At 33.9% G+C, this 17,130-nt stretch carries 21 protein-coding genes; 2 read left to right on the top strand and 19 right to left on the bottom strand.

Annotated elements, in window-relative coordinates; genetic code table 11:
- Nucleotides 1-89: 89 nt before the first annotated feature.
- The 19 genes from tkt to AC6H33_RS01410 form a co-directional block, all read right to left on the bottom strand.
- Nucleotides 90-2,009: a transketolase gene (tkt, locus tag AC6H33_RS01500; protein ID WP_497605213.1), complete on the bottom strand. Its 1,920-nt coding sequence runs from the start codon at nt 2,007-2,009 to the stop codon at nt 90-92.
- Nucleotides 2,010-2,026: 17 nt separating this feature from the next.
- Nucleotides 2,027-2,875 (bottom strand): polyprenyl synthetase family protein, encoded by an 849-nt coding sequence (locus tag AC6H33_RS01495; protein ID WP_497605212.1) that lies wholly within the window; start codon nt 2,873-2,875, stop codon nt 2,027-2,029.
- Between the two features lie 12 nt (nt 2,876-2,887).
- Entirely contained in the window at nt 2,888-3,868 is a 981-nt protein-coding gene (locus AC6H33_RS01490) for a PDZ domain-containing protein (protein ID WP_497605211.1), read from the bottom strand.
- Between the two features lies 1 nt (nt 3,869).
- Nucleotides 3,870-4,004, bottom strand: a complete 135-nt coding sequence (locus AC6H33_RS01485; protein WP_497605210.1) for a hypothetical protein — start codon at nt 4,002-4,004, stop codon at nt 3,870-3,872.
- Between the two features lie 4 nt (nt 4,005-4,008).
- Nucleotides 4,009-4,374, bottom strand: coding sequence for an aspartate 1-decarboxylase (gene panD, locus AC6H33_RS01480; protein ID WP_497605209.1), 366 nt, complete (start codon nt 4,372-4,374; stop codon nt 4,009-4,011).
- A 1-nt stretch (nt 4,375) separates the two neighbouring features.
- Nucleotides 4,376-4,750, bottom strand: coding sequence for a (2Fe-2S) ferredoxin domain-containing protein (locus AC6H33_RS01475; protein WP_497605208.1), 375 nt, complete (start codon nt 4,748-4,750; stop codon nt 4,376-4,378).
- Between the two features lie 96 nt (nt 4,751-4,846).
- A complete protein-coding gene (locus AC6H33_RS01470) occupies nt 4,847-6,142 on the bottom strand; it encodes a UDP-N-acetylmuramoyl-L-alanyl-D-glutamate--2,6-diaminopimelate ligase (RefSeq protein ID WP_497605207.1) in 1,296 nt (431 codons plus the stop codon).
- Nucleotides 6,132-6,722, bottom strand: a complete 591-nt coding sequence (locus AC6H33_RS01465; RefSeq protein ID WP_497605206.1) for a hypothetical protein — start codon at nt 6,720-6,722, stop codon at nt 6,132-6,134. Before AC6H33_RS01465 ends, AC6H33_RS01470 begins: the two co-directional genes overlap by 11 nt.
- Before the next feature lie 15 nt (nt 6,723-6,737).
- On the bottom strand, nt 6,738-7,013 hold the full coding sequence (locus AC6H33_RS01460) for a NifU family protein (protein ID WP_497605205.1): 276 nt from the start codon (nt 7,011-7,013) through the stop codon (nt 6,738-6,740).
- 79 nt (nt 7,014-7,092) lie between these two features.
- Entirely contained in the window at nt 7,093-8,325 is a 1,233-nt protein-coding gene (locus AC6H33_RS01455; protein WP_497605204.1) for an aldo/keto reductase, read from the bottom strand.
- A 154-nt stretch (nt 8,326-8,479) separates the two neighbouring features.
- On the bottom strand, nt 8,480-8,830 hold the full coding sequence (gene rplQ / locus AC6H33_RS01450) for a 50S ribosomal protein L17 (protein WP_497605203.1): 351 nt from the start codon (nt 8,828-8,830) through the stop codon (nt 8,480-8,482).
- A gap of 20 nt (nt 8,831-8,850) precedes the next feature.
- Complete coding sequence (locus tag AC6H33_RS01445; protein ID WP_497605202.1) at nt 8,851-9,843, bottom strand: DNA-directed RNA polymerase subunit alpha; 993 nt, start codon at nt 9,841-9,843, stop codon at nt 8,851-8,853.
- A gap of 28 nt (nt 9,844-9,871) precedes the next feature.
- On the bottom strand, nt 9,872-10,498 hold the full coding sequence (gene rpsD / locus AC6H33_RS01440; RefSeq protein ID WP_497605201.1) for a 30S ribosomal protein S4: 627 nt from the start codon (nt 10,496-10,498) through the stop codon (nt 9,872-9,874).
- 11 nt (nt 10,499-10,509) lie between these two features.
- Complete coding sequence (gene rpsK, locus AC6H33_RS01435; protein ID WP_497605200.1) at nt 10,510-10,902, bottom strand: 30S ribosomal protein S11; 393 nt, start codon at nt 10,900-10,902, stop codon at nt 10,510-10,512.
- 10 nt (nt 10,903-10,912) lie between these two features.
- Complete coding sequence (rpsM, locus tag AC6H33_RS01430) at nt 10,913-11,275, bottom strand: 30S ribosomal protein S13 (RefSeq protein ID WP_299853109.1); 363 nt, start codon at nt 11,273-11,275, stop codon at nt 10,913-10,915.
- A 2-nt stretch (nt 11,276-11,277) separates the two neighbouring features.
- Nucleotides 11,278-11,391 (bottom strand): 50S ribosomal protein L36, encoded by a 114-nt coding sequence (gene rpmJ / locus AC6H33_RS01425; protein WP_008338806.1) that lies wholly within the window; start codon nt 11,389-11,391, stop codon nt 11,278-11,280.
- Nucleotides 11,392-11,667: 276 nt separating this feature from the next.
- Nucleotides 11,668-12,012: a hypothetical protein gene (locus AC6H33_RS01420; RefSeq protein ID WP_497605199.1), complete on the bottom strand. Its 345-nt coding sequence runs from the start codon at nt 12,010-12,012 to the stop codon at nt 11,668-11,670.
- 58 nt (nt 12,013-12,070) lie between these two features.
- Nucleotides 12,071-12,751: a phosphatase PAP2 family protein gene (locus AC6H33_RS01415; protein WP_497605198.1), complete on the bottom strand. Its 681-nt coding sequence runs from the start codon at nt 12,749-12,751 to the stop codon at nt 12,071-12,073.
- Nucleotides 12,741-14,663: an LTA synthase family protein gene (locus AC6H33_RS01410; protein ID WP_497605197.1), complete on the bottom strand. Its 1,923-nt coding sequence runs from the start codon at nt 14,661-14,663 to the stop codon at nt 12,741-12,743. The genes AC6H33_RS01415 and AC6H33_RS01410 overlap by 11 nt, the downstream gene beginning before the upstream one ends.
- Before the next feature lie 168 nt (nt 14,664-14,831).
- Here AC6H33_RS01410 and AC6H33_RS01405 point away from each other — a divergent pair, with 168 nt between their 5' ends.
- Nucleotides 14,832-16,772, top strand: a complete 1,941-nt coding sequence (locus AC6H33_RS01405) for an LTA synthase family protein (RefSeq protein ID WP_497605196.1) — start codon at nt 14,832-14,834, stop codon at nt 16,770-16,772.
- The gene (locus tag AC6H33_RS01400; protein ID WP_497605195.1) at nt 16,769-17,128 is read left to right on the top strand and encodes a diacylglycerol kinase; all 360 of its coding nucleotides are present in this window, start codon (nt 16,769-16,771) and stop codon (nt 17,126-17,128) included. The genes AC6H33_RS01405 and AC6H33_RS01400 overlap by 4 nt, the downstream gene beginning before the upstream one ends.
- Nucleotides 17,129-17,130: the final 2 nt, after the last annotated feature.

Below are 17,130 nucleotides of genomic sequence, written 5' to 3'. Positions count from 1 at the left end.
GTAACACTTCATAATATTTTTTTAGATTAGGTTTAAAATGAGGTCTGTTTGTTATTCTTAACTGTTGGCAAAAATGCCAACAGCTGAAATTATATGATTTTAGTAAGAATGCTCTCTACTGAGAAGCCAAATTTTTCAAAAAGTTTATCTGCTGGAGCAGAAGCACCAAAAGTTTCCATACCGATAACTTCATCTGCTAAACGGTACCACTCTAAACCTCTTGCAGCTTCAATCGCTACTTTTTTACTATCTTGTTTAATAATTGAATTTATATACTCTTTTCCCTGCTCTATGAAAAGGTCATAACATGGGACTGAGACAACATCTACTTTTGTCCCTTTTGCATTTAGTGCCTCTTTTGTTTTAAGAGCTAACTCTACTTCACTTCCACTAGCCATTAGTGTGATTGTAGCACCCTCATCACTTGCTAAAAGATACCCACCCTTTGAAGCGGAACCTTTTAAGGCATGCGGTAAAACTGAAAGATTTTGGCGTGAGCAGACAAAAGCTGATGGAGATTTTTTCATCTCTAAAGCTACTTGCCAAGCAACAACATTCTCTGCACCATCCGCTGGACGCCAAACATAAAAGTTTGGAAGTGAGCGGAACTGACTTAAATGCTCTATTGGTTGGTGAGTAGGTCCATCTTCACCTACTCCTATACTATCATGAGTCCAGATAAAAAATTGTTGTATTCCTGTTAATGCCGCTATACGTGCCGCTGGTTTTAGGTAGTCTGAAAAAACAAAAAATGTAGCTGAAAATGGCATAAGAGGGCCATAAAGTGCAATAGCATTTGTAATTGAAGCCATGGCGTGTTCACGAATACCAAAGTAGATATTTCTCCCCTTTGGATAAACTCCCATATCTACAAGTTCAGTCTTGTTAGATGGGCTAAGGTCAGCTGAACCACCTAAAAAGTTAGGAAGAGCTTTAGCAATAGCATTTAAAATTTTTCCGTTTGTGTTTCTTGTTGCATCTGCCTTATCAAAGCTTGGCCACTGAATTTTTGAAAAATCAGGATTTTGAAGTGCATCTAGCGCCTCATTTTGCTCCATTAAAGGAAGAGTTTTTAAGCTATGAATCCACTCTCGCTCTGCCAAATCTCCTTTTTCAGTAGCACATCTAAAACGTGCAAAAACATCTTCATCTACATGAAATGTTTTTGTCGCATCAAATCCAGCTGCACTCTTTGCTGCTGCAATTATCTCTGCTCCAAGTGGTGCTCCATGTGAATGATGAGAACCTTCTAATTTTCCAGCACCCTTTGCAATAGTTGTGTTTGCTATAATAATAGTAGGTTTTGAGTTTGCTTTTGCAGCTGTAATTACGTTGTCAATCTCATCAAAATTGTGACCATCACACTCTAAAACATCCCAACCTTGCGACTCAAAACGCATACGGATGTTTTCGCTGATACTTAAATCAGTTGAGCCCTCTATAGTGATACGATTAGAGTCATAAATAAGTATAAGATTATCTAGTTTGTTATGCCCTGCGATTGAACAAGCCTCATAACTTATACCTTCTTCTAAATCTCCATCACCACATAAACAGTAAACTTTATGGTCTATTACTTTTGCAGTTTCAGAGTTTACTTGCGCACCTACAAATTTTGAAGCCATTGAAAAACCAACAGCATTTGCTATACCTTGCCCTAGTGGGCCTGTTGTTATCTCAACACCAGCAGTATGCCCAAACTCTGGATGTCCTGGCGTTTTTGAATCAAGTTGACGGAAGTTTTTTAAATCTTCTATCTCTAATCCATATCCCCAAAGATAATAAAGAGAGTAGATAAGCCCTGTAGCATGACCGCCTGAGAATACAACTCTATCACGATTTAACCAAGATGGGTTTTTTGGATTGTGGTTTAAATGTTCACTTAAAACAACTGCTATGTCTGAGAGTCCCATAGGTGCGCCTGGGTGACCAGAATTTGCGCTTTGTACCATGTCTGCTGCTAAAAATCTTATGCTGTCTGCCATCTTTTGGCGCATTTTATTACTCATTTTATCTTTACCTTTTTTTAGTTTATATGTCTATTTATATAGTGTGTCAGAAGTTTTGATAACTCACTTTTTAGCTTTTCATCAAAACTCTCAAGTTCTTCTAAGAGAGTTTTTGCAAGAGTGTTTGCCTCACTTAATGCTTTATCTAGTCCTAGAATTGTTACAAAACTATTTTTTTGTTCATCGTTATTTGTAAGTTTACCAGCCTCTTGTGAGGTTTGTGTAACATCCAAAATATCATCTTGAATCTGAAAAAGCAGTCCTAGTTTTATACCAAAATCATAAAGCGTATCAGCTAATTTTTCTTCCCCCACAATAATTGCGCCCATCTTAAGCGAAGCTGCAATTAGCTTTGCTGTCTTATTTGTATGTAAGATTTTTATATCTTCTATGTAAAGTGGTCTATTTTCAAAATAACAATCAATAGCTTGACCAAGCACCATCCCATTAAGGCCGCCATTTACTGCCAACTCTCTAATCAACTCTACTCTTGTATAGTCTGAAAAAGGAGCATTGCTTAGAACTTCAAAAGCGTATGTATTGAGTGCATCACCTGCTAAAATTGCAGTGACTTCATCATATAGTACATGTAGAGTAGGTTCGCCTCTGCGAAGTGGAGAGTTGTCCATAGCAGGTAAATCATCATGTATGAGTGAATATGTATGTAGAAGCTCAATAGCGTATGCTGCATGATATGCTCCGCCTATTAGAAGCGGATTATAAGCATTTACAACTCCCAGAAGAAGAGCTGGACGAAATCTCTTTCCTCCAGCAATGAGCATTTTTTGAACTGCCTCTTCGTATGTCGGGTGTATACTTTTTGATGTTGGTAGATGATTTAGTAGGAAATTTTCAAAGTTTTGCATCCGAAATTGTATCTAATTTACTTTCACAAAAAACTGAAAATGTTCTCTTTCAAAGAGAAGATTTAAAGAGTTTTTTACTTTATCTGTTTTATCAAAAATATCATCTGCACCTTTAATATCTTTTGTATTTACCTGAAGAAGTCTATCGCCTATCTTAAGCCCAAAATGTTGTGCTTTTTTTTCTATTTTTATCAAAAAAAGCTTTTTATCAAATGAGAGTCCAAAAAATTCCAGATAAACATCATCAAGATAACCACCACCGACCCTCTTTTGTGTAATTGATCTTAGAGTAACTATTTTGTTGTCCCTTTTTATCTTCACATTATGGGTAGAACCGATTGAGGAAAAAAGTATATTTTTCATAAAAGAGGCACTATCTTTAACTCTCTTGGCGTCAAGTTCTAAGATAATATCTCCTACTTTTAGTTGGTTGGATTTTATAAATGGATTACTCTCTTTTACAACTACTGCTGAACTTTCATCATACACCCTAATGCCAAAATCACCATAAGAGACATTTTTTATATTTATAAATCTCTCTACATACTCTTTTTCTATAATTCCACGCTCTGTTACAATCCCCTCTAAATTACAACAGCTATTAAGAAGAATACTTGGTGAAGAGAGTGGCTTGCTAAATTTTGCAAAACTCTCCAGTCCTAACTGTTTTTTTACTATTTTTCCTTCTAATGCTTTATTGCTATCAATACCAATAATTCCTAAAGATAGCTTATTATTTATTTTAAAAGGGTATTTAAATTTTTTTGTATCTTGGATGATATATAGAGATAAAAATGGGTCATGTTTTATTATTTTTTCTTCTGGTGGCGTTTTAGAAAATATTAATAATTGATTGTTTTGTATGGGTACTTGTACTCTTTGTTCTGTTATCGCACGTGAATCAGAGACTTTTTGTCTGCAAGATTCAGCACCGCCTCTACATGCTTGTAGATTTAAATAAAGTAGAGTGAGCGCTAAGAGTAGCCTTAGCACTCTATTTTTCCCCAAAAGGGTTTACACCGCGCTTTTTTACACTAAAAACTTTAGACTCTAGCTCACTTTGAAGTTTTTTTGCATTTTCTTTGATGCCTTCAACTCTTTTGCTCATATAGCCTAAATTTCTAAACATGGTTCTAAATACTCTCTAAAATTTCTTCTATATCGTTGTCATCGTTTACTAAAACAACTCTAGGCTTATAGTTTTGTAACTCTTTTTCATCATATGTAGCGTAAGCAACTATTATAATCTTGTCGCCTTTATGAACTTTTCTAGCAGCTGCGCCATTTAGGCATATGTCCCTCTTGCCACGCTCTCCCAAAATAATATATGTTGAAAATCTCTCACCATTATTTATGTTTAAAATCTCAACTTTTTGTCCAACTCTCAACTTAGAAGCTTCCAAAAGCTCCTCATCTACAGTTATGGAGCCAACATAGTTCAAGTTAGCATCAGTAACCGTAGCACGATGAATTTTGCTGTACAACATCTCTATAGTCATTTTACATTCCCATCTGTTTTTTCATCTCACAAGGAGATATAGGTTGATCCCACATATCAGCACTTATTAAATACTCTTCAACAACTTTTCCGCCGATTAGATGCTCTTCAACTATTCTATCAATTTTTTCTTTTGTAAGTGCTGCATACATAAAATGTCCAGGTTCTACAAGCATAACTGGACCTGAGCTGCAACGGCTTAAACAAGATGTACGGATAGGCTGGACTGTTCCCATTACACCCTCTTTCATCAATTTTTGTGCTAAATGTTGGAACAAATCCTGAGTTTCTGGTGTAACACATGAAGGTTTTGGCATACCTGGAGGAGCCGATTGTTCACACTTAAATATATAAAATGCTGGTTGAGGAATTCCCATAAAAACCACCCTTATAAAAAATTTTCGCAATTATATCAAAAAAGGATAAGATAAAAAACAGCACCTGTAAATAACTCTTTGGGCTTAAGATTTATATTATCTTTTTTTGAGTATCTCTCTTACCACTTCTCTATCATCAAAAGGGAATTTTTGGTCATATATAATCTGATAAGTTTCATCGCCTTTACCAAGGATTACAACAACTTCATCCTCTTTTTGTTCACTCAAAGCGTTCTCTATCGCTTTTTTTCTATTTAGCTCAACTTGAACAATGCTTTTATCTTCAATTCCATCTAAAATATCATCTACAATATCTTGAGGGTCCTCATTTCTCGGGTTATCACTTGTAATATAGAGTTTTTTTGCCAAACTTGCTGCAACTCTGCCCATCAAAGGTCTTTTAGTTCTGTCTCTATCTCCACCTGCTCCAAAAACAACCAAAAGTTCTTTCTCTTTTAGCGCATTTAAAACTTGTTGTATTCCATCTGGAGTATGTGCAAAATCAACTATAACATTTGGATTTTCGCTAACTTGCTCCATTCTTCCACTAACACCAGCAAAATTATCCACTACTGCTACAACTTCTTCTAGTTTTTTACCGCTTAGAAGATGTGTTGCCCCAATTGCTGCCATAAGATTGTATAGATTGAAAAAGCCATGCAATGATGATGTGAAAGGAACTACCTCTCCAAAATGTTGAATAATTCCACTCGATGCATTATTTAGCGAGTATGCAATAAGCCTATAAGTTGCTGAATTTTCTATTCCGTATGTAAAAGTATTTTTAAAATTAAACGATGATTTTGGCTCATCTTTATTGATAAGTTTTCTACCATCATCTTGAAAGAAGCTATTTTTTACTGCGATATATTCGCCTAATGTTTTATGAAAATCAAGGTGATCCTGCGTGATATTTGTAAGAATTTTAAGCTCAAAGTTAAGACCTTCTACTCTCTTTTGCACGATAGCATGAGAACTTACTTCCATTATGAAAAAATCACAACCTTCACTTACTGCTTGATAAATATGTTTATAAGTATTTAAAAGTGATGGAGTTGTTAATGTTTTTTGCTCTATCACTCTGTCGTTCATAAAAAAGCCACGAGTTCCCTGCATAGCAACTTTGTATCCCAAATCAAGTAAAAATGAGTATATAGCGCTAGCAGTTGTAGTTTTACCATTTGTTCCTGTAATACCTACAATTTTTATCTTCTCAATACCAAATAACTTTGCAACATCTTTGATATTTATAATAGAGTGCGCATCATTATCTTTTGCATTTTGAAGATACTTTTCATTTTGTGGAGTCAAAACGAAAGCTGTTTCTACATCACACTCTTGTGAATTTTCTGTTATATATTTAAAAGACTCTTCTGGTATCTCAATTTTCAACTATTTTACCTTTAACTAATTTTTTAAAAAGCTTTCTAAGTAAAGCATCGCTTGGGTAAACGCTAAGAGCATTTTCAAGATACGTAAGTGCCATCTCTGCAAAATCATGTTCTATTAACTTATCCAAAAAATCTACAAAATCCTCTTTTTGGGTAATAATCACACGTGTTGAAAACATTATATTTTCAAATATTTCTTTAAAATTTCCATTTTCATCAACTAATGTTTTAAAATCTTTATACAATATTCCATCTTCAAACTCAACTCTATCTCGCAGGGGCTCTGAAAACACTTCTCTCAATTTTTCTAGCGAACCATCCATATTTTTTAATATTTCGCTCATTATTATGTCAGCCTGTTCTTTATCATCCTCTTTTAGCACTTCATAATAGTCAAAAAGAGCCTCGGCACCACCTTCGCCACTTAATGCCATCTCTGCCAATATAACACCGTTGTAAGCCTCTTGTGAGTTAGGAAAATTTTGCAGAACTGAAGCAAATTTTTCTAATGCATTTTTATAATCAGACTTTGTAAAACTCTCTTTTGCTTGTGATAATATTTTAAATTTACTAATTGCCATTTTTCTACACTTTTATTATAAATTATCTATATCGTTTTCCATACCAACTGGCACATTTATTACTGTTATCTCTGGATGTATATCCATCTTTAGTTGTCTCTCTACACCATATTTAAGTGTAGTTCCACTGCTAGCACACCCAATACATGCGCCCTTTAACTGTATATATACTTTTGAATTTTTAACTGTTATAAAACTTATATCTCCGCCATCAAGAGCCAACGATGGACGCACTTTGTCTATCACATTTTTCACTGGATTCATTAACTCTTCGTCTGTAAATGGAATCATGCCCATCCTTTAAAATTTATATATTTATTGTCTTCATAAGATATGACAAAATCCCTTAACATGCGATAAAAATTATCAGCTATCCTCTTAAAGAAAGGATTTCATGTACATAAATAGGCTTTCTCATACCAACTAATATATAATCGACATTTTCACATTTCATTAAAAAATTAATAGCACACTCTTGCATTAAAAGATGTGATTCTTTAAAAAGCCCTTTTAATTCTTTTCTTGTACGCAATGAACACTCATACTCAACCATTTTGCGATACTCTATAAGATATAAATTGATAGAATTTACTATATTTTCAAGTTCTTCTGGCTTAAATATTTCTAGACTCTTTTTTATATGCGGAACTATCTGAGTAAATAAAAAAATATCATAACTGCCAATCCACTCATATTTGTGCTTAGTTGCTTCTAACTCTTCTAAAAGATTGTAAAGTTCTCGTAGCTCATCTTTATCACAAAACTCTATAAGTTCATTGAAGTAGTGATAATAATCCCTGCTCTCATTGTAATCAGCTAAACGATACATTTTTTTTGAGTCTCTTGCATTTAAAGGTCGGTTTGCTAAAACTCTTAGTCCATTTTTCTTTGCCCAAGCAGCACATGCCAATCCATCAACTTCAAGCATATTTATAGGAAGCTCTATTGTAGTAAAACTATGTTTCTCATTTCCAGCAATTGTTGCTGCATTTAGAGCTAAAGTTAGAAGATCTTCATAAGGCAAAAACTCATCATCTGAGTCTAGTAATGAGAAACTATTTGAGCTGATACCGTAAGATAAAATTCTACCTTTTGTGACTTCTTGTTCTAACCCAATAAAAGCGTTTTCAATTCTTTTATACATCTCATCTAATCTATCATCTTTTGAGATATTTTTATTTATAGCATCTAAAATATAGTATTCAGGATTATGGAGTAAATAGCAGCCGAGACAATCTAGTTCTAAATTTTTCAGTGAAGCGTTCAACGCTTCATGCATAAACTCTTTTGAGATGCAGTGATAACAATCTTCAGAATATTTTACAACATCCTTAGAATAACTCTTTTGCGCAAAGTCTGTTTTATACTCAACAAGAGCCTTGCCTTGAATATATCCAAACTTACTTACTATCTCAACTTCTCTTTTTGCATCACTATCAACTAATTGCATGGCAATTGCAATTGCTCTCTCAGCCCCGCCATCCATATAGTTTGATGAAGTATCAATTAACTTTATACCAGATTCTATTGCCTCTTTTAAGGCTTCTACATGCTGTTGATTTAAATCACTTACTCTATAAGTTCCAAATGCAAAATTACTCATAATGTCTCACTTTATATTTTAAGTATTTTAGGATTGGGAAGTTTTGCTAAGTAAAAACATAGCTCATTTTAGTATGCGTAAGCTTCGCGCTGAGTAACTAAGCGTTAGCGTAACAAAAGAGACTTTTGTCCCTTTTGCGTATTAAACTAGTAAGTTATACTAATTCAATAAATGCCATGGTAGTAGCGTCACCACGACGAATACGTGTTCTAGTAATTCTAGTATAACCACCTGGACGATCAACGTACTTAGGAGCTAACTCATTTACTAGAGTTTTTGTTGCTTCTTTACTTTGAAGCGCCGCGAATACTGCTTTATGAGCATTTGAATCACCTTTACCAGCAACTGTGATAAGTTTTTCAACATAAGAGCGTAACTCTTTTGCTTTTTCTACAGTAGTTTCAATTTTACCATGTTCAATTAACGAAATACTAAGGTTCTTAAGTAAAGCTGCACGGTGTGAACTTGTACGACCTAGCTTACGGTATCCATGACGATGTCTCATCTATAATTCCTCTATTTAGCTTATAAAGCTTCTATTTTCTTTTTTAATGCACTTACTACATCATCTGCAAGATCGCCACCAACTTCATAACCAAACTCTTGAAGTTTTTCTACAATCTCATCATATGATTTTTTGCCTAGGTTTTTAACATTTTTAAGATCATTTGTACTCATTAATGCTATTTCGCCTATTAGTTTAATATTTGAACGATCAAGACAGTTAAAACTTCTTGCACTTAAACCTAAGCTATCAATATGCCCTGTTAATTTTTTAAGATCTGGGCTCTCTTCAGCTCGTTCTATAGTAGCTGGAGCTTTTACACTAATTTCACTATTAAATACTGCTAGTTGAGCATACATAACTTCTAATGAATTTCTAAATGCATCTAATGGGCTTATTTGTCCATCAGTTCTAATGTTTATAATAACTCTCTCAAAGTTAGGGTTATCTTCGACTAATACATTTTCGATTTTATAAGTTGCGCTACGAACAGGAGTAAAATAAGCATCTAACGCTATATATCCCTCTAGTAGTTCATCATATGTATTTTCACTAGCAACGTAGCCGATACCTTGCGCAATTTTAATACTGAAGTTTAATGTAGAGTCTTCATTTAATGTAGCAAGATGAGCACTTGGAGTTACTACTTCCACTTCACTATTTGTAAGATCGCTACCTTTTATATCACAAGGACCAGCAAAACTGTAGTTGATCTCTGTTTCAGTAATACCACCAAGCAATTTAAAACGAATTTCTTTAAGATTTAAAATAAAATCTGAAATATCTTCAAGCATGCCACGCACAGAGTCAAACTCATGCTTAGCACCTTCAATTTTAATAGCTATTGGTGCGTAACCAACTGAGCTACTTAACAAAAAACGGCGAAGTGGATGAGCTAAAGATATAGCAAATCCAGTTTCAAAAGGATATGCCATTATATTAGCTTCATTCTCACTAATCTGCTCTACCTCAAACTCTTGAGGAGCAAGTGGAGTAGTTTTAATCTTTTTCATGTCTCTTACGCCTTTTATATTTTAACTATTATTTCGAGTAAAGCTCAACGATTAAACGTTCTTCTACCGGTATAACAACTTCTTCACGCTCTGGTAAACGAGTAAAGATGCCGAATTTTTTATCAGCATCAATATCAACCCATGGAGCTAAACCAGTTTGGCTTGTAAGCTCTAATGCGCGAACAATTTGAGAATTGTTTTTGCTACTCTCACGAATTTCAATTTTTTGTCCTGGTCTTACACGGTAAGAAGGGATGTCTAATTTTGCGCCATCTACTAAAAGGTGACCATGAGTAACTAATTGACGTGCGAAACGACGAGTTGTAGCAAATCCCATACGATAAACAACGTTATCTAGTCTTTGCTCAATTAAAGTAACAAGGTTTGTACCTGTGTTGCCTTCTCTTCTTTTAGCTTCAACGAATAGTGCACGGAATTGCTTCTCAGAAACACCATACATGAATTTTGCTTTTTGCTTTTCATTTAACTGTAAACCGTATTCAGATACTTTTTTACGACGTTGACCGTGTTGACCTGGAGCATATGGACGCTTTTCTAATGCAGATTTACCTGCTAAACGACGCTCTCCTTTTAGGTTAAGGCTAACTCCAAATCTTCTCTCGATTTTTTCTACTGGACCTCTATATCTTGCCATCAGTAATCTCCTTAAACTCTACGGCGCTTAGGCGCACGACAACCGTTGTGTGGTAATGGAGTAACATCTTTCATAAATGTTACACGAATACCTTCAATTCCGCCAACTGCTTTAGTAGCAGTTTCTCTTCCTGAACCAGGACCTTGAACTTTAATACCAAGTTCTTTTATACCATGCACTTGTGCTTTTGCTACTGCATCTTCTACAGCTGCTTGAGCTGCAAATGGTGTAGATTTTTTGCTACCTTTAAAACCAAGGCTACCAGCAGAACTCCAAGCAATCATGTTACCCATATCATCTGTAATTGTTACAAGAGTATTGTTAAATGATGCAGAAATGTGGCAGATACCACGTGCAATATTTTTCTTTACTACTTTTTTTCTAACAGCTTTTCTTTTTGCCATCTGTTATCCCTTACGCTGCGCCGACAGTTTTACGTTTACCCTTACGAGTACGCGCATTTGTCTTAGTTTTTTGACCACGGCATGGAAGACCACGACGGTGACGAAGACCTCTATATGAACCTAAATCCATAAGTGCTTTAATGTCCATTGCAACTTGTTTACGAAGATCACCTTCTACTACATGACTTGCACGAATCTCTTTTGTAATCGCAGCAACATCATCTTCGCTTAGTTCGTAAACTCTTTTATTATAGTCTATACCTGTCGCATCTAAAATCTTGCGTGAAGCATGAAGACCAATCCCATAGACGTATGTTAGACCATACTCTATTCTTTTTTTCTTTGGTAAATCAACACCTGATATACGAGCCATGGTTATCCTTGTCTCTGTTTATGTTTTTTAACTTTGCAGATTACTCTTACAATGCCTTTTCTTTTGATAACTTTACAGTCATCACACATCTTCTTAACTGAAGCTCTTACTTTCATCGAAAGTCCTTACAATAAATTCTCAATAAAATCTGAATTAAATTCAGTTCCTATTAGTTAATAAAACCTCTTAATCAACCACACGAATTGCTGTTTGTAGGTTAAGTATAAGTTAACCAATACTTTTGTCTGCATATAATTATATAAACAAAAACATTCTACTTTTTTGTTAAAACAGCAAAGCGGATGTGGATTATACATAAATAAATGTAAAAGATTTATTAAGTTGTCTGTATTTGTAACTTTAATTTTACATTTGCACTTTTTCTTAACAACTTAATCCCACAAAATGCTGACACCATATTCCTTATTAATTACTATCGTTTTTTTATAGTATATTTTTTTACCATATTTTTTACTCAAAAGCTCTACTTCAATACTCTCATTCTCTAAAAGCTCTCTTATCTCTCTATATGTAAACCACTTTCCATATTTAGCAAGGCTATTTTGCCAGATTCTAAAACTGCATGTGGATTCAGTAGTTGGCTCAAACACCTCGCCATCTTCCGTACTCCAGTGAGCATTTGAACATGCATAAAGCTTTACTTTTTTACCACTAACTTCTTTATCTCTTATCTCAATGCTACCATCATCGCAACATGGACATTTTCCTAAAATCATAACTGTTTTCCATTTTTTATATAATGATAGAGGAAAAATATTATATTTTAAAAAAATATTACAATTTGCAATATTTATTTACAATCTTTTCTAGAATAATTATCAATAGCCCTGCCAAGAGCATTGTTATGATTGTGTGACTAAGATAATGATGCCCAATTAACATCTTATATATGCCCATGCTCCAACCAATTACTAGGGCAATAGTTATTGATATAATTTTGTTTCTCTTTGATTTAAATAGAAAATATAGTGACATAAGGGCAAAACCACCACTTGCATGACCTGCTGGATAACACTTAAATTTTTTTATAATCTCTTGTGGCATTGAATCAAAAACTCTGATATAAGGGTAGTTGCCACCGAAGTAAATACTGTCACATGGGCATGGTACGTTTGTAGTAGCTTTTAGTATCCCTATTATAGATGGAACTATTAGCACACTTAACCATACAATTAAAAGTCCGCTTCTGTACTCTCTTAGGTTTTTTGCTGATTTTTTAAATGAGTAAAGATACAAGAACAAAATTATAACAGCAAATATAATAATGCTTTTTTTTATTCCTGTATAAAAAACTATGTCTAACCAGCTCCCTTTTTCATGGCTTAACAACCATTTATGAGAGCTATCATCATAAAAAAACCTCTGTACAAACATATCGATATTTGTAAGCTCGAAGAGTAAAAATATAGCTATTATAGTAGCTAGTATAATTACGATTTCTTTGTTAATCTTCATATCTGTCTAATTTTTTCTTTTGCATATAACTAGCACTTTGATAATATTTTAATATCTCATCTTGAGTTTTTGTATCTGCTGATATCTCTTTATATTTTGTAGAGAATATATCTTGTTCTAAAACTTTATAACTATTTAATTTTTTACCAACAGATAAAATAGTTAAAACATCATCTTTATATAATCCAAGCTTTTGGTATGTTCCAACTAATGCTCTTGGTTCAAATGAGTCTTCCAAGATATCTCTTCCGTAAAATTTACTTTTATATGACCAGTTTAGCATATTAAATAGCGTTGGCATTATATCTATCTGGCTTGAGAGTTTATTTACAATTTGTGGTTTAATAATCTCTGGTGCATATACAATCATAGGAATATGATATTTATCTAAAGGAAGCTCAACTTTTCCTGCGCTTGTAGCACAATGATCAGCCACTACTACAAAAATTGTATTTTTAAACCAAGGCTTATCTTTGGCTTTTTTCAAAAAGTCACCAATTGCATAATCCGTATATTTTACCGCACCATCTCTTCCTGTGTGTGATGCTATATCAACACGCCCATTTGGATAATCATATGGTCTATGATTTGATGTAGTCATAACAAAACTCATAAATGGTTTATGTGCATGGTATGAAGAGTCAGCCTCTTTTAATGTTTTGTTTAACAAATCTTCATCACAAACTCCCCAAACAGTATGAAATGTATCCTCTTCTTTGCTAAAATTTGATCTATCTACAATATCAAAACCATTGTTTGAAAAAAACTCGTTCATATTGTCAAAGTAGCCATATCCGCCATATATAAACTTTGTCTCATACCCCTTATTTCGAAATATAAAACCACTTGAGTACATATTATGATTATCAGGTTTCTTTACAATAGAGCGCCCTGGCATCGGAGGAACAGAGAGTGTAATAGACTCCATTCCTCGTATCGTTCGTGTTCCTGTCGCATAGAAATTATCAAAAAACATACTCTCTTTTGTAAGTGAATCAAGATTTGGCGTTAACCCTTTATCTCCTCCTAAAGATTCAAGAAAACTCCCACTTAAGCTCTCTACAACTATCATGACTACATTGTAGTCCTTCTCTTGACCATTGTTGATAATATTTCTTGCAACTCCTCCATCGTTTAAAAATGTAGTGTTATTTGAAGCTAAACTCTTCTTTAGATTTGATACAGCGCTCTGCTCATCTTGGCTCAGATAAAAGGTATCATAATCAAGTGTATTGTTTCTAAATGCACCAAATAGCGAATAAAGCCCTGATTTACTTAGTTCATTGCTATATTGATTTGCAGAAAATTTTGAAAAACTATCTGTAATTTGCGCAAAAGAGATTATTGGAATAAGAAGATAAATTAGCGTTGGCTTAATTCTCTGCTTAATTGTACTGTCGTCTCTTAGTAGAGTATCAACTCTTTTTGTTTTATATAAAAGATAAAAAAGCGCTCCTGCAATCGTTGCTATTAGACTAAATAGCGCTCCCATTGGGTAAGACTCTTTTATATTTCCAATTACCTCTTTTGTATAAATCAGATAATCAACTGCGATAAAATTAAATCTAACACTAAATTCATCCCAGAAAAACCACTCACTAAACGATAAGAAAACTGCGCCAAAGAGAAGTGCATAAGTAAAGATATAAGTAACATAACGATGAAGCTTGTGGTTAAAGAGCTTTTGAGGTACCAAAAATATATAAATTACAAAAGGAATGACTAAATATCCAGCACTGATAAAATCATAAAAAGTACCAATAACATAAATTTTTAATAGCTCACTAATGGACAAATCTACTAGATCTATTGATTTAACCAAAAGTACTGTTCTTGTTATCGCAGAAATTATTAAAAAAAACCAAAAAACTATTCCTATAAAATGAAACCTGCTTCGCATACTCTCTTGCATAAAATATCCTTGAAATAAATTGCAAAAGATTAGGCTATAGTGATGAAATCAAAGTGAATGAGAGATGAATTTTTTGTCATAAATCAATATGAACAGATTGTCATCTTCTATTCATATTGATTTAATACAATAGTGATATTTTTCTAAAAACAAAAAACAAAGGTCTGCATGTTTAAGTATCTTCTAAAATATTATCTCTATATGGTTACTCTATTTTTTATTGGTAGAGCAACACTGTTTGTGCTCTACTTTGACAACTTCAAAGATAGCGGTGTCGCTTATTGGCTTACATTTATCCACGGACTTAGAATGGATACTATTGTTGCATCTACTCTTTTACTTATTCCTCTGATTCTGCTCTCACTATCTCCAAAGATAATAAAAAACTTTATTGAAAAATTTTTAAAATACTATTTTTTAGTGGTTTTTTCAATTTTAATCTATATAGAAAATGCAACTCTTCCTTTTATAGCACAGTATGATGTACGTCCAAACTACCTTTTTGTTGAGTACCTTGTCTATCCAAGAGAAGTTTTTGCAATGATTTTTGCAGACTATAAACTAGAGCTTTTTATAGCTTTTAGTATGATTGGTGCATTTATCTATCTTTATATAAAGTATGCAAAAAACAGCACACTAAAAGTATTTGAGACAAGCTATCTAAAACGTATAGCTCTATTTTTACCTCTTTTTTTACTACTTTTTATCGGTGCTCGTTCATCATTTGGACATAGACCAGCAAATCCTTCTGATGCGATGTATACAACAAACAGAATGGTAAATGAGATAACAAAAAACTCTATCTACTCTATTTTGTACGCCATCTATAGCAACTCAACTCACGGTAGCAAAAAAATGATGGCGCAGTATGGCAAGATGGATATAAAAGAGGCGATACAAAGGGTTGAAAAGAGGTTAAATATTCAAAGTTTAGATGAGGAGTTTCCTTTTTCAAGATTACAAGAGAGCCATTTTAAAACTACTAAACCAAAAAACCTTGTAATTTTTATACAAGAGAGTTTTGGCTATCAGTTTGTAGAAGCAGTTGGCGGTGAAAAGGGTATAACACCAAACTTTAATAACCTCAGCAAAGAGGGTATTTTATTTAAAGATTTATACTCAAATGGCACAAGAAGTGTCCGCGGATTAGCTGGTATGAGCGCTGGAAATCTTGCAATTCCAGGCGAAGGTGTTGTAAAGAGAAGCAAAGCTCAAAGCGACTTTTTTACAATAGCTTCACTGCTTAAGCCATTTGATTATCATACAACTTTTATGTATGGTGGAGAGAGCAGATTTGACAATATGAGAAGTTGGTATATCGGTAATGGTTTTGATGAGATTATTGATCAGCCCTGCTTTGTAAACCCAACTTTTACAGCTCCTTGGGGCGTTTGCGATGGAGACTTGGTTGTAAGAGCAAATGAGGAGTTTAAAAAGATGTATGACAAAAAGCAAAAATTTGCAACTGTTATGTTTTCTCAATCAAACCACTCTCCATTTGAGTACCCTTATGAAAAGATAGAACTACTTGATGGAGTAGCTGCAAATAGTGTTAAAAATGCCGTTAAATACGCTGACTTTGCCATTGGAAGACTAATTGAGATGGCAAAAAAAGAGCCATATTATCAAGATACGATTTTTGTTATTGTGGCTGATCATAATGTTAGAGTTTACGGTAATGACTTAGTTCCCGTTGATATGTTTCATATACCTGCTCTGATTCTTGGAGCAGATGTAGAGCCTCAGAGTTATGATAAAATTGCAACTCAGCCAGATGTTCTTGCGACTGCTCTTGACTTGTTAGGTTTGGATTTTACCTATCCTATCATGGGGCACTCGATTTTTAGCGATAAGAAACAAAATATTTCGCTTATGCAGTTTCATACATCTTATGCACTAAGAGTAGATGACAAAGTTGCAGTAATCGGTTCAGGTAAGGCAGCATCTACATTTACATATAAAAATCCATCTAACTATATGGATAAAGATAACCACCTAACCCCTACTCAGAGTGATGAAGAGTTGGAAAAAGATGCGTTAGCGTTTGTTATAACACTAAATTATCTCTATGAGAAAAAACTCTATAAACCTAAGGAAAAAAGTAAGTGAGAAACCAACCGAAATATAATTTTATTAAAAACACATCTTACGCGATAAAAGGGCTAAAAGATTTAGTTTCTACTGAGACCTCTTTTAAAATAGAGCTCTTTGTAGCGATAGCTTTACTGCCTCTAATTATCTTTATAGATGTATCTCTTACTAACAAACTACTAATGTTTATAACGCTCTTTGGGATGCTAATAGCAGAGGCGATAAACAGCGCTATCGAGAGAGTTGTGGACTTGGTTACACTTGAGCATCACCCACTTGCTGGACGAGCAAAAGATATAGGAAGCAGTGTTGTTTTTTTATCTATCTCTGTTTTTGTAATAACTTGGACTTTTATAATTTTCGAGGCGCTATAACT

This window comes from Sulfurimonas limnophila (assembly GCF_059705345.1).
This window is presented reverse-complemented; position numbering and strand designations above follow the sequence as displayed.

Excerpts from the sequence above, each read along its gene's own strand:
- AC6H33_RS01460 (WP_497605205.1), bottom strand. The coding sequence starts at position 7,013 with ATGATTCCATTTACAGACGAAGAGTTAATGAATCCAGTGAAAAATGTG.
- rpmJ (WP_008338806.1), bottom strand. The coding sequence starts at position 11,391 with ATGAAAGTAAGAGCTTCAGTTAAGAAGATGTGTGATGACTGTAAAGTT.
- tkt (WP_497605213.1), bottom strand. The coding sequence starts at position 2,009 with ATGAGTAATAAAATGCGCCAAAAGATGGCAGACAGCATAAGATTTTTA.
- AC6H33_RS01415 (WP_497605198.1), bottom strand. The coding sequence starts at position 12,751 with ATGAAGATTAACAAAGAAATCGTAATTATACTAGCTACTATAATAGCT.
- panD (WP_497605209.1), bottom strand. The coding sequence starts at position 4,374 with ATGACTATAGAGATGTTGTACAGCAAAATTCATCGTGCTACGGTTACT.
- AC6H33_RS01465 (WP_497605206.1), bottom strand. The coding sequence starts at position 6,722 with ATGGCAATTAGTAAATTTAAAATATTATCACAAGCAAAAGAGAGTTTT.
- AC6H33_RS01485 (WP_497605210.1), bottom strand. The coding sequence starts at position 4,004 with ATGTTTAGAAATTTAGGCTATATGAGCAAAAGAGTTGAAGGCATCAAA.
- rpsD (WP_497605201.1), bottom strand. The coding sequence starts at position 10,498 with ATGGCAAGATATAGAGGTCCAGTAGAAAAAATCGAGAGAAGATTTGGA.
- AC6H33_RS01495 (WP_497605212.1), bottom strand. The coding sequence starts at position 2,875 with ATGCAAAACTTTGAAAATTTCCTACTAAATCATCTACCAACATCAAAA.
- rpsK (WP_497605200.1), bottom strand. The coding sequence starts at position 10,902 with ATGGCAAAAAGAAAAGCTGTTAGAAAAAAAGTAGTAAAGAAAAATATT.
- rpsM (WP_299853109.1), bottom strand. The coding sequence starts at position 11,275 with ATGGCTCGTATATCAGGTGTTGATTTACCAAAGAAAAAAAGAATAGAG.
- AC6H33_RS01405 (WP_497605196.1), top strand. The coding sequence starts at position 14,832 with ATGTTTAAGTATCTTCTAAAATATTATCTCTATATGGTTACTCTATTT.
- rplQ (WP_497605203.1), bottom strand. The coding sequence starts at position 8,830 with ATGAGACATCGTCATGGATACCGTAAGCTAGGTCGTACAAGTTCACAC.
- AC6H33_RS01410 (WP_497605197.1), bottom strand. The coding sequence starts at position 14,663 with ATGCAAGAGAGTATGCGAAGCAGGTTTCATTTTATAGGAATAGTTTTT.
- AC6H33_RS01445 (WP_497605202.1), bottom strand. The coding sequence starts at position 9,843 with ATGAAAAAGATTAAAACTACTCCACTTGCTCCTCAAGAGTTTGAGGTA.
- AC6H33_RS01455 (WP_497605204.1), bottom strand. The coding sequence starts at position 8,325 with ATGAGTAATTTTGCATTTGGAACTTATAGAGTAAGTGATTTAAATCAA.
- AC6H33_RS01475 (WP_497605208.1), bottom strand. The coding sequence starts at position 4,750 with ATGGGAATTCCTCAACCAGCATTTTATATATTTAAGTGTGAACAATCG.
- AC6H33_RS01420 (WP_497605199.1), bottom strand. The coding sequence starts at position 12,012 with ATGATTTTAGGAAAATGTCCATGTTGCGATGATGGTAGCATTGAGATA.